The sequence below is a fragment of the Chitinophaga sp. YR573 genome, from assembly GCF_900110995.1.
Lineage (GTDB): Bacteria > Bacteroidota > Bacteroidia > Chitinophagales > Chitinophagaceae > Chitinophaga.
Map to the genome: position 1 here is coordinate 1170207 of NZ_FOJF01000001.1, position 13094 is coordinate 1183300.

Here is a 13094-nt window from a genome sequence, read left to right on the forward strand (position 1 = left end):
GACTTTTTTTATTTTAATCTGTATACTACTTCTTCCAACTCTCCTACCTTCTTCGTATAAGCTACCAATACCCTGTGGTCATCCATCGCTTTTATTACAGGGAATGTACTGTATGTTGAATCTGAAGTGAGTAAGCCTGTTTCCAGCACGTCTCCTGCTGTGTTCCTTTTCTGGAAACCAATACGATAGTTAAAGTTATTACCCACTTTTACCGGCTCATCCCATACCATCATCACACTTTTATCTCCCAATGCTGTTATCTGCGGATGTTTTGCCATAGGGGTTGTACTTACGGGCTCCTTTTGCGTATATGTTTTACCATTATCCAGAGATCTGCAATAGAACACGCCTTGTCCCCCACCCATAGTAAACCAGGCAAAATGCATGGCTGTACTGTTCCTTACCATAGCCGGGCCTGTATGCGGGCAACCACGCACTACCCAATTATCGGCACTGATGCGGTTATGTGTGCTGAAAGAAGTACCTCCATCTGTAGATACCATATGTACCATGTCGCGGATAGAATCGTTGATGATATCCCGGAAAGCAATATGGATATCTCCTTTTGTATCTGTATACAGGGCTGTACGGCAACACTGACAAACAGTTTCTGCTAACGGCTTTTCTTTTTTAAATCCATCATGACCATCTGTTACTGCATAATACAAAGTAGAGCCTTCGTCATTTGTATGTTTACGGTTGTCCAGCCATATCGCTGCGGCTTCTCCATTGGGCAGTATTGTCATATCAAAATAACGCTGGTCATAACTGCCGGTATCAGCCACCAGCGACTGTGGCACCAACCATGTTTTACCACCGTTAAGAGAACGGGTGTAAAACACCCGTCCTGCATATTTATTACGTGCATCATTCTGCTCTACGCCATACATCGCTATCACCTCTCCATTGGGCTTAAATACTATCTTAGGCATATTCTCTGCATGCGGTAACACACCTGTGGATGTAGTTACCGGCAGCGGTGCAGAGAAGGTGTCGTTTACAGATACTGCATAATACAACATGCCTGTTTCAGCACCCTTTTCTGTTTCTATCCAGCTGATGACTGTTTTTCCATCTGCCGTTCCCGTTATATGTGCACACGATGCATCTTTACCTTTATTGGAAAGTATATGTTCTGAGACATCCTGTTGTTTGCAGGCTGCTATCAACATCAGTGATAATATCCATCCTCTCATCTTTATCCTTTTTTACCTGTAAATGTATATGCCAGGCCAATATTAAAAGTGCGTTTAGGACCTGGTCTGTAAGTAGTGCCGTAAGCTGTTTTCTCTGATGTAGTTGAATAGATAATGTCCCCGATATTGCGGCAGTTTACCCAGCATTCAATATTTCTCCAGGCATATCCTGTGCGTGCATTCAGCAGGTTATATCCTTTGTAATATTGTGTATTCTGCGGGTCCATATAATAACGGCTGATATGTTGCCATTCACCACTTAAACGGAAGCCTTTTAGTTTCCATGTAAGTTCTGTATTGGTGATTACTTTAGGTGCACCGCTCATCTCATTACCATCATATACGGTTCCTTTTTCTATGTATTTATTGAAGAAGTGTTCCGCATAAGTACCACTGCTGCGAATCCATAAAGAATGTAAAATAGCATACCGTACATTCCATTCTATCCCTCTGTGTGTAGTACGTCCGGTATTACGGTTTTCATAAGAACCATCATCCAGTTTTACACTGATGATTTCATTGGTGCCTTTCATTTCGTATACACTTACATCTGCATACCCTTTATCATTTGCAAAACCAAACCATCCTCCGGCTTCATAGTTGCGATAAGTAGCAGGTTTTAATACGGGCACTTTTACACCATCGTATAATTCCGAGATGTTAGGTGGTGCAAATCCAACGCTGTAATTGGCATATAAACCACGGCTTCTGCCAAAGTCATATGTAAGACCCAGCTTGGGTGTAAGCGCATTGAAATTATTACGGTCGTCTGGTGCACCGGTGTATGCAGATGGAGGAAGATGATTATCAAAATTATAATCCATCCTGTCGTAACGTACTGCTGCTAACAGTTTTAATCCCTGTACCAGTTCCATATCCAGTTGTGCATAAGCAGCTGTATTTAACAAGCCTACATTATAGTCTGTTAATACGGAATCCGTTTTAGCATAACCGGTAAAATAGCCTGCTGCATTTTTAGTAACATCAATGTAATTAGCAAGGTAAGTAGCAGGGCTGTAATCTGCACTGACACCCGCTATCAGCGATGCATTCTTCCAGGCGAACTGTTTCTTATGCTGTATTATCAATCCATAACTGTTAAAGCTGTCATCATTGATTTCACCGGCAGCTTTTAACGGATTTGTTGCTGAATTTTTGAGTGCATAAAATGGATTTTGTCCGATGCTGTTATGCCTGAAGAAGCCGGTAACAGTGGTATGATTCGTATTATCCCAGGTATGTTCCAGCGTACTTCTGTAGCGTAATGCATTTACTTTACGATAAGAGAAGGTTTGAAAATTGCGATAATCTTTGTTGTAAAAATGTGTACTGTCTAAACCGCCTACCTGGTCTGTATAATAATCCACCAGTGTTGCGGCGTTGATCCATTTATTACGTTCGTTGATCTGGTAATCTGCGCGTAGTGTTAATGCCAGTTTATGAAAATCGCTGTGGTCCATGTAACCGTTGCGCTGATCAGCATAATATCCACCGATGGTAATACCTACTTTATTAAAGGTGTTGGATACATTGAAGTCGGTACGTTTGTAACCACGGTCGCTGGCTTCTGCCTGTACTTTTACGGTAGGTTGTAAAGATGGAGCAGCAGTGATGAAATTAACGGCGCCACCTACTGCTTCACTACCATATAAAGAAGATGCTGGTCCTCTTATCACTTCAATTGTTCTCAATGCAGCCATGTTTATTTCTATCAGTGCATTGTGGTTAAAGTCGCCGATAGTACGGATCGGAATACCATCTTCCATATACAGGAACAAACTCTTATAACCAATGGGCTGACGGATAGCCATGGTATGCTGTTCATTACCCAGGTCTACCATGTATACACCACTTACCTTATTCAGCAATTGTTCCAGTGAGGTAGCTTTTGTATCTCTCATTTCCTGAGTGGAAATGGAGCTGATAGCTACCGGCGCATCCGTACGGTTTTGCCTGTCGCGACTGGATGTTACAATGATCTCATTAAGGCTGGCCGCTTTCGGTGTTAATGAAATAATGAATGGCCGTTGTAATGTAAGTTTTCTTGACTGGTAACCGATGAAAGAAACCAGTACGGAATCTTCTGTTTTACCTGCTGGTAATATAAAATGTCCGCGTGCGTCTGTGCTGCTGCCTTTTGACTGGTGCAGTAACTGAACGTTTACGCCTGGTAATACTTCTCCTGTCTGCGCATCGATTACGCTTCCATTTATTTGCGCGCGCGATTGCATGAACAGGAGTATGCCTGTTATAATTAATATAAGTCTCTTCATGTTGATAGATCAGTTGTTGATAGTCGTGAGTGCACTCGCCGATATAGTTATCAGCGAATGAACATTATTCATCTGTATATCAACTAAGCTTGTGGGGGGCGAAAGAAAGAGAAGGAAGGATTGTGCAGCGCAGGGTCCTGGTAAAAAGCGGTTACCAGTGTAAAAGGAGCTAAAGGCTCGAAGTTAAAGGTGATGAGGTCATCTATGAAGACTACCTGTTCCTTTGCTGAGGTACTGTTACGCTCCTGTTGCTGATCTTTTTCCAGTTGCTTCCTGAGGTGACATTTACCATTACAGTGCATTTCAGGTTTATCCCTGTTTTCGCACAGTACGTTCGCAACGTAGCTGAAATTGATTTTGTATTCCAGCATAATCACGAACTGGTTGAAGTTTTGCAACAACAACCCGGTCAGGACGGATATGAGGAAAAAATATTTCACGGCGTAAAGTTAGGGAAGATCAATTAATTAGAAATGATAATTATCAGTAGACTCTTTTAGGGCAAAAAAATAGAGATGATGCTTCGCATCATCTCTATTTTTTTGAAGGGAGTTTTGCAGGGCTTCGCCCTGCACCCAGTATTATTGTGCTAACATAAATCGTAGTGTGAGTCCTCCCCTTGTATTCGTAATCGGGTAAGCTGTGGAGATAACCGGTATCGTCTGCCTTCGGTCATAGAAGAAGCGAAGGTTGAGGCGGTTATTGACCACATAATCTATCGATGGTGAGATACCTATTACTTTCTGTCCGCTGGTAGGGATTACCAGGTCAGCATCCAGTCTGTTGTTTACGGTCTTATCATCACGGAAGCTCATATCCAGTCTGAAGTTCATATCGTTCTGCACCTTCTTGCCATCTTTAGGTGGCCCCAGGAAGGCGAATTTAACGTTACGTAAGCGGTAGCTACCACCGATGGTGATTTCACTGGAGCGTAATTCCGTCAGCTGGTAATCGATCAGACTAAGACTGAGGGAACGGCTCTTTTTGAATTCTACCCTTAAATTCAAGCTGTTGGTAAGCGTTACATCTACCCCCAGCAACGGCGCAAACTGCTCTGTCATGGTGATGTTCGGCAACATGAAGTATGGAACATAGTTACCGGATACTGTATCAACGAAGCCAGGGTAACCAGCCAGCCGGGGATCTTCGTACAACAGGTTGGTATTGTAAGAACTCATGCTCAGTGAACCTACATAAGCATGTGTTAAAGAGACATTGGTAAAGATACTTTTGAATGGTTCCAGTTTGGTAAGGCCATTATAAGTAATACGCCAGTTGGGTCTTGGTAAGTAGTTACTGAAAGGATTACTACGAACGCTGGTAGCACCACCATTTTTCAGCAGGCCTATCTTCTCAGGATCTTTACCGGTGTAGGCAGCCAGGAAGGCAGGAACCAGTACATCCTGTGCATAACGGCCATAACCATAACGGTAGTTCGGATCTTTAGGATCATTAATAGGAACTGCCGGATCCTGGTTATAAGGGTTTAATGCACCAAGGCGGGAAGAGATCGTCTGACGGTAACGCTGGAAATCCGAGAAGGTTTTCGTGGTCCCTGTTTCTGAATCTATTTTTCCGAAGATGGTTTTTACTGCCAGGTAAGAGATTTCAAATCCACCGGCATCGTATGGACTAAGATGTTCAAAGCCGTCATCGCTGAGGTTCTTGAACAACTCTGTATGTGTTTTAGTAAATGACTTGGTAACATTCAGATCTATACGCAGGTCTGTTGCCGGCTCCAGTTGTGCCTGGATTTGCAGACGCTGTGTAAACTGCTGTTGATACTGGACGTTAAATAATGTATCTGGTGTGATCAATCCTCTCTTTGCAAAATTATCCAACCAGGCTTTATCCGGCTGTTTACCTGCAACGAATGGAATACCCGGTGCCATGCTTGCCCAGTTCATACCCAGTATTTTGGTACTGTCTATATAACCCGGCAATCTTGTACCCCCGTTTTCGGAGTAGTCCACATTAATACGCTTGATAGACAACAACGGTTTCAGCACAGCTTTCAGGATAGGAGAAATCTCCGGGGTAGTTTCCTGTTTGGCAGGTTGCTTGCCTGGCGGTTGTTTGTTGCCATTCATGCCCTGTTGATTCTGTTGCTGGTTAGGTTTATTCTTATTACCGGAGTTGTTGATCGCTCTTAAGAACTTAGAACGGTTGTACAGGTCAGAGAACTTAAACTCTGCCATGATCGTTTTCTGCTGGGTATTTTCTATGGCATTACCAAGATATTGAGCCAGCAGGGAAGCCCCTGTCCAACGATATTCCGCAGAGTAACCCAGTGCTATATTCGTCCAGCTTAACAGCGGGAATTTCGAAGTAGGCAGTGTGTAGGTTGCGTTCAGCGTATGGAAATAGTTGGTGGTCCTGCCCAGTTTGAAGAAGTTACTCCAGAGGGAATCTTTCTTCGCTTTTGTATTCAATCTTCCGGCTGGTTCATCGATACGGGCATTGTTTACCGCATTGAAATCTATGCTCAGGCTGCGGGTAAGATCCCATTTAAGGCCGTAGTAACGATCGAAAGTAAAGTACTTATTATAGGTTTCCGGCAGTTTAAAAGTACCGTCCCCTCCCACGTTCCTGATGCGGGTAGCACCAAACTGGCGGGTAACGTCTGCCCTGAAACTGATGAGAGAAGGAACATAGTTCACGTTGAAATCGCGGATCAGGTCCAGCCAGTGCGTTTTGGTTTTGAACAGTTTCTTGAACGGCTGATAGAACTTACTCTGGCCGCTGAAATTGTATCCCAGTCCACCGCGATGTTTGGTGAGTACGTCGTTTTCTATAATAGGGCTATGCGTTAGTGTTTGTGAATATGAATAGCTGATGTCGAAGTTTTCGATATCCCAGAGGTGGCTCTTTTTACGGTTCAGGTTCAGCTTACGTACGTTGGTAAAGTTCAGACTCTTGATAGAGGTGAAGTCCTCTGCCGCTCTTCTGATGGAATCCCTTTCGTAAGCGCTTCTTGCCATTCTCAGCTTATCCTTCAGTTTAATATCCATGTCGTAAGGGTCGTATTCCGGACGACTTACTGCCTGGGAGTACCCGGCGTATACAGGGATGCTAAGGCTTGCTTTCTTAGGTAACAGTTTACCCAGGTCCAGGTTAGCAGCAGCATCGTATTGCAGGTAGTTATCGCGGAAGCGTTCATTTACGCGCTGGTCCAGGTTACCGAATCCGGCGGTGTGCATATTACCGGAGACGCTAACTGTACCCAGGTCTGCCAGTTGTACATCCACACGTCCCAAGCCGGCGTAACCACCTTTCTCATCCAGCCCGGACAGGCGTAGTTCATTGAACCAAACCTCACCACATTTTGGCAGTCCGTCATTTTTAGGATTGGTGATACCGAGTAACATAGTCCTCACATCTCCGAGGTTAGGGTTACCTATCACACTTATATAACCACCATTCGCATTCTGTTCGGTGTAAGGTTTTAAAGGAGAGCAGGTATCACACTGGTTACGGCGTTGTTTCAGCTGGGTAAGCGTTGAAAGGTCCAGGTCTACGTTATTGGCATCCGGCCAGATTACCTGGTTGTTATTGCTGCCCCAGGGAGTCACTTTCAAGGGTACCTGATATTCGTAATAGTTCTCAACGAAGTCGCTACCCATACGGATCACTGCACGCAGTTCACCATCTTTCAGGGAGTTTGCATCGTTCATAGCCTCTGCGTGCAAATCTAATTGCAGTCTTTTGTACTGGCGGAGGTCCATGTTCAGATTTTTGGAAACACCACGGGTATCACCATCTTTCAGGTCACATACCTGTAAGGACATGGACTGTTCATTCAGCTGCAGGGTGGTATTGTTGGTGCTTACTGTATTCTGACGCACTACTCCCGGAGGCAATACATATGGTATAGGCTTGCGGGAGGAGTTCTCTTCTATGTTTACAGCGGAAGTATTAAAGGAAGTAGCATCATCGTTTGGAACAGGATCGCCTGCCTGTAATTTATAATCATACTGGCGCCACTGGTTACGTACCAGTTGCAGTTTAGCGAAACGAACGACTACAGAATCTTCGAAACCGGTCAGGAACATACGCATGAAGCGGATGGATTTGAAATCCGGAATGCTACCTATTTTTTTGTCGAAGCCATTCACCGGTACTTTGAACTGGTACCAGTTTTCGGTAGTCTTGGTACCGTTGGCCAGGGTAACATCTGCAACGATCTTGTCCACGATGAAGTTGGTACCCACCACCATGTTTGGTTTCAGGTTCACGCGGTACTGGAAGTATTCTTCTGTTTCGTTGAGGGTGTTATCCCTGTTCAGGTCTTCTGATTCCGGAATATTTGTGGCAGCGGTAGAATAAGCAGCATTGGTAGAAACCGGGGAGTTACCTTCCGGATTGCTGTATTTCTTATAACGCTGCAGAATAGGTGTATTGGCGTAATCGCGGTAATGTTTGTAATCGTCATTAGACGGGTCGGCCTGTGCTTCTCTATAGATTTGAGATCCTATTCCAAAGTTAGCCGCCAGTCTGTCCAGGTAGCTTTTACGGAATACCGCTTCATCATTATCCTGTAAACCATCATAACCAATGTCCTGGTACTTGCGGATTTCAGGGTCATTATCAAAAGCCTGGGTAATCTGCTGCTGGAACTTAGGTGTGCGGCCCCAGATGGAAGTATCTACTTTAGCCAGGTCGGTAATGGGATTTGGCATCCCGTTCTCGAAGAACTTTTTGGAATCTTTCAGGATATCTTCAGAAACGTTACCAAGGTTGAAATAGAGCTGACCACCGTTACTGTTAGGTTCTTTGATGAAAGGGTCCTGGATCCAGAATTCGATAAACTCTACGTTTTGTGTTTCAAAGTCACTGTTATCGATGGAGCGCATAATACCTGCCCATTTCTTTTTAGGCGAACGCAGTTTACCGTTTGCATCTATACTATCTGCACCAGCCGTATAGTTATAAGGACCTCTTTCTGTTGGATAATAAGCAAGGTCCAATGTACTCAGCTGGCTTTGTCCGAAATCGGTAGAGCGGTTGGCAAATACTTCTGTCTGGTATACCAGGCGTACACGGGGATCTGACTGATCATCCTTAGTGATACCTGCCGGCAAACCTCCGGAACTGGGGATCTGTAAGGTAGGTTCAATAATATACCAGGCCAGTTTAGCCCTGTTTGTACCATAAGTAAGCTGATCATTGGCATTCGCTTCCGGGAACATAATGACACCGGTACTGTCAGATGCATCTTTTGGTGTAGACGCCAATGCCCAGCTGGTAGCCGGGAATTTGAGGTCGTACCCACTCTGTGACCCTTCAAAATCATCAATATAAATCTGTCCCTGGTTACTACCGGATGCATTTACCAGCTTACTGTGGCCTGGGAACAACTTCGCCACCTCACCGGTGAACATGATATTTGAAGGAGTGGTACTCTTATAGTTAGGTAATTTATTCAGAAACCGGGTAAGCCCTTTCCACTGAGAGTTATAGTTTACGTCGAAACCTACTACGGTATTCTTGATAGGATCTTCCCCATAGTTCACTTTCTGGTAGTAAGGACGTTCACTCATCCTGGCGATGGTAGACCCTATGCTTAACTTATCATTCACCACATAATCCAGGCGGGTACCAAAGTAATTTCTTACCTGTGTACCGAAGGCCGCATTGTTTTCAAACTGTACATTGATAGCCTGACCGGAGTTCAGGATACCGGAATTGATGATTTTGATACGTCCCAGGTTATAATCTATCACAAAATCCACATTCTCACGGAGTTGCTGACCACCTGCCGTTACCGTTACGGAACCGGGGGGTATGTTATAACCTCCCAGCTGAATTTCTGAGGAGTTACTGGATTTATAGGAACCTTTGATAATGTATCTGTTCAATTGCGGGAACTGCTGTGCCACTACTTTGATGGAGTCGTACAACACTCTGAAAAGGTATTGCTTCTCAAGGGTTGCATCTCCTTCAAAAGCTTTTTGCACTCCACCGGCGAATGGTTCCAGCTGAGGGAACATGAGACGGCCGGTTTGAGAATTGATCGTATAACCTTCCACATAGTCAAATACCCCATCCGGTTGTGGGTCATTCTGGTTATTCAGACGGTCCAGGTTCAGGATGGTAATCAACGGTGCCCCTGCCCACTGACCTTTGGCATCCGGCAGATAACGTTTATCACTGGGTGCACGTGTTTCTGTACCCGGATCTTTATAGTATACATCCATTTTAAAGTCGGCCCGGTTAATCTGATATGCTCCTGTAGAGTAGATGTTCTTCATCATCAGGTCCCAGATAGGCAGATTAGGACGGGCAGAAGTAGCTTTCAGCAATTTCAGGAAGAGGATCTTCTGATTGGCGCTGTTAGTCTGGTCGGGTGGTACATCCTGTGAGAACTCCCCCACATTGTATACACGTCCGTTATAAGTATATTGATATGCAACAGCCAGTACCTCATCGGCCTGTAACTGCTGATTAAGGGAGATAAAGCCTAATTGCCTGTTGACGGTATACTCTGAGGAGTCCAGTTTACGGGCAAATGTTTTTTCATAGTCCTGTACACCCTGAAACCCGTTAGCCTGTAACTGGCTTACAACGGTACCTGTATAACGACTGGCAGGACTGGCAGCCATGGTAGCATACAGATTATTAAGACCGTTGGCCGGCAGGTGAGAGTTTGATAACGGGGTTACGTTAGGGCTATACGGATTGTACTCCCCAAGGTCCATCAAACCCACGATATCTCTTGTATTGGTAGTAGCACCTGTTTTGTTGGTCACCCATACCTCTATGCGGTTGATATATGCCAGGGAACGGATCACCGGCAGGTTGCTCATGGAGTAATTAAAGGTATCCCGGAAGAACTGCGCCAGTAAGAAGTGGCGGTTATCTTCATATTCATCTGCTTTTATGGAGTAGTCCTGTACCTGGCTACCACCTTTAACGAGCAGGTTTTGTTTCTGTGATTTCTGATTGGACAGTACGCTGGTCACTGTTAAACGGCCAAACTGTAGCTGGGTTTTGATACCAAACAGGGATTGTACACCCGAAATGAGTGAACTGCGTAAAGGGAAACTCACGTTTCCCGCTTCTATCTTTTTAATGATTTCGTCGTCGTAACCGGTATATTCCAGTTTTACCTGGTTTTCAAAGTCGAAGGTAGATTGTGTATTATAGTTGGTGATCAGTTTCAGTTTGTCCCCGATTTTACCGGTTACGTTCATATTGATATTCATATCGAACGCAAAGCCGCCGGTTTTACGGGCCTGTTCTGTCAGTACCGGGTTCTTGATGTTCTGGCCTTCGTAGCCGAAGGTTAGTTCCAGGCTACCTTGTGGCTTGATATCCACTTTGTTACCACCAAAGATCCTGTCGAATAGTTTACTTCCCTTGTAGAGTTCTGGTCCATCACTTTTCTGGTTCAGGGAGCCGAGTGTGCTGGCTCTTTTCTGCCAGTAGTCCTGTTCACTTTTCTGGGATTGCAGTTTGTAAAATTCGTCGAAACTCAGGTAGGTAGGATTGCGGTAGTAGTGGTCTCCTATTTTCTCTGTGACTGTATATTCTTTGGTAATCGGGTCGTAATCAACTGTTTTTGAGATACCGGCAGGATCTTTCAGATCCATTTTATTTTGTACAGGATCTGTGATACTGGTACCATAGCGGTCTTTGATGGGATATTTCAAAGTATCCTTCTTTACAACGGTATCTTTAGCCGTGGTATCAGTATTCAGTTTTGGTTGCCAATTGGTACGATCATTGTTGGTATAACCCGAACGATTTCTTGCTGCAGTGTCAACAATAAAAAAAGATGCAACTCCTATTACTGCTATAGCACCGAAATATGTCTTTCTTGACAAGAGAAATAGGTTTTTATAGAGGTCAGGGTAAATGTTTAAAGACCTTTCAGGGATTTTTTAATCAGCCCTTCCAGATCTTCCAATAGTGGTTCTGCTTTAAGTACTTTGGAAATAGCCTGTTCTGCTACATTTCGTGCAATTCCCAGTGTGACTAATGCATTTAACGCATCTTCCTGCATTGTATTGTTTGACGTAACAGATATTTGATATCCAATATCCTTTTGTTTCTTAAACTTGTCCTTTAGTTCCAGTATAAGGCGTTTAGCCGTTTTAGCCCCTATTCCCTTAATGCTTTCCAGCATCTTTTCATTTTCCATTGTAATGGCCCGCTGGATATCTTCCGGTTGTAAAGAAGACAACATCATACGGGCGGTATTGGCGCCAATTCCGGATACCCCCATGAGTAACAGGAACATACTACGTTCTGCTTCGTCAAAAAAGCCATACAGGGTATGAGCATCTTCCTTTATATGGAGGTAAGCCAGCAATTTGCAGCTTTCCAGCGCCTGTATGCGAGAATAGGTATTGAGACTGATCTGCACTTCATATCCCACGCCCTGCACATCAAGATGTACCATGGCAGGGGATTTATAGGACAGTTTTCCATTGAGGTAAGCAATCATACAGATATAAAATGTTTGGCAAACCTAGTAAAAATTTAGCAAGAAGGAGGCAGGAACTACCCCCCTCTTTATTTCTTATCCTACGATTTCCAAATTCTTATGTATTTTTACGCCCTCGTTTAAAACATCTATATTTCTAATATGACTAAAATAACGGCCGCTATTACGGCGGTAGGTGGCTATGTACCCGACTACGTGCTTTCTAACAAAGAACTGGAAAAACTGGTTGATACTACAGACGAATGGATTATTACCCGTACAGGGATAAGTGAAAGGAGAATATTGAAAGGCGATAAGATGGGAACCTCTGAGCTATGTGTACCCGTTGCGCTGGAAATATGCCGCAAAAGAGGGATTAGCCCGGAAGAAATAGACCTGCTGATAGTAGCTACTGTTACACCAGACATGGTATTTCCCGCAACAGCTAACATTGTAACTGATAAGATAGGCGCTAAAAATGCCTTTGGATTTGATATAGCCGCCGCCTGTTCAGGTTTCCTCTATGCCCTGGACACCGGTGCAAGATTCATAGAAAGTGGCCGTTATAAGAAGGTAATGGTAATAGGAGCCGATAAAATGAGTTCCATTATTGATTACACCGACCGTACTACCTGTATCATTTTCGGAGATGGTGGTGCCGGCGTACTGCTGGAACCTAACGAAGAAGGATATGGCGTAATAGACAGCATCCTGAAAAGCGATGGTCATGGCCGTGAGTACCTTCACATGAAAGCGGGCGGTTCTGCACAGCCAGCTACCCTTGAAACTATTGCCAACAGGGAACACTATGTGTACCAGGAAGGTAAAATGGTATTCAAATATGCAGTAGGTAATATGTCTGAAGCTGCTCATGACATTATGAAGCGTAACAACCTGACTTCTGAGGATATTGCATGGCTGGTACCTCACCAGGCCAACAAACGTATCATTGATGCTACGGCACACCGGATGGGACTGCCAGAAGAAAAAGTGATGATGAACATCCAACGCTATGGTAACACCACTGCGGGCACACTTCCTCTTTGCCTGTGGGACTACGAAAAACAGCTTAAAAAAGGTGATAACCTGGTATTGGCCGCATTTGGTGGTGGGTTTACCTGGGGAGCCAGTTATCTGAAGTGGGCATACGATAGTAAGTAATTATAGTTATTTTTTTGTGGTGGTGCTTCGCACCAT

At 44.3% G+C, this 13094-nt stretch carries 6 protein-coding genes; 1 reads left to right on the plus strand and 5 read right to left on the minus strand.

Features of this window, described 5'->3' with window-relative positions; genetic code table 11:
- Positions 1-8 precede the first annotated feature (8 nt).
- From BMW86_RS04900 to ruvA, 5 genes are all read right to left on the minus strand, one after another.
- The gene (locus BMW86_RS04900; protein WP_089779508.1) at positions 9-1196 is read right to left on the minus strand and encodes a sialidase family protein; all 1188 of its coding nucleotides are present in this window, start codon (positions 1194-1196) and stop codon (positions 9-11) included.
- Between the two features lie 2 nt (positions 1197-1198).
- A complete protein-coding gene (locus BMW86_RS04905) occupies positions 1199-3469 on the minus strand; it encodes a TonB-dependent receptor (RefSeq protein ID WP_089779510.1) in 2271 nt (756 codons plus the stop codon).
- A gap of 83 nt (positions 3470-3552) precedes the next feature.
- A complete protein-coding gene (locus tag BMW86_RS04910) occupies positions 3553-3909 on the minus strand; it encodes a hypothetical protein (RefSeq protein WP_143056485.1) in 357 nt (118 codons plus the stop codon).
- 141 nt (positions 3910-4050) lie between these two features.
- Complete coding sequence (sprA, locus tag BMW86_RS04915) at positions 4051-11295, minus strand: T9SS outer membrane translocon Sov/SprA (RefSeq protein WP_089779514.1); 7245 nt, start codon at positions 11293-11295, stop codon at positions 4051-4053.
- A gap of 35 nt (positions 11296-11330) precedes the next feature.
- A complete protein-coding gene (ruvA, locus tag BMW86_RS04920) occupies positions 11331-11918 on the minus strand; it encodes a Holliday junction branch migration protein RuvA (RefSeq protein ID WP_089779516.1) in 588 nt (195 codons plus the stop codon).
- Between the two features lie 141 nt (positions 11919-12059).
- On the opposite strand from ruvA, the gene BMW86_RS04925 reads away from it, so the two are divergent.
- Entirely contained in the window at positions 12060-13058 is a 999-nt protein-coding gene (locus tag BMW86_RS04925; RefSeq protein WP_089779518.1) for a beta-ketoacyl-ACP synthase III, read from the plus strand.
- The last annotated feature ends 36 nt before the right edge of the window (positions 13059-13094 follow it).

Coding starts and splice junctions, on each gene's coding strand:
- BMW86_RS04900 (WP_089779508.1), bottom strand. CDS start 1,196: ATGAGAGGATGGATATTATCACTGATGTTGATAGCAGCCTGCAAACAA.
- BMW86_RS04905 (WP_089779510.1), bottom strand. CDS start 3,469: ATGAAGAGACTTATATTAATTATAACAGGCATACTCCTGTTCATGCAA.
- ruvA (WP_089779516.1), bottom strand. CDS start 11,918: ATGATTGCTTACCTCAATGGAAAACTGTCCTATAAATCCCCTGCCATG.
- BMW86_RS04925 (WP_089779518.1), top strand. CDS start 12,060: ATGACTAAAATAACGGCCGCTATTACGGCGGTAGGTGGCTATGTACCC.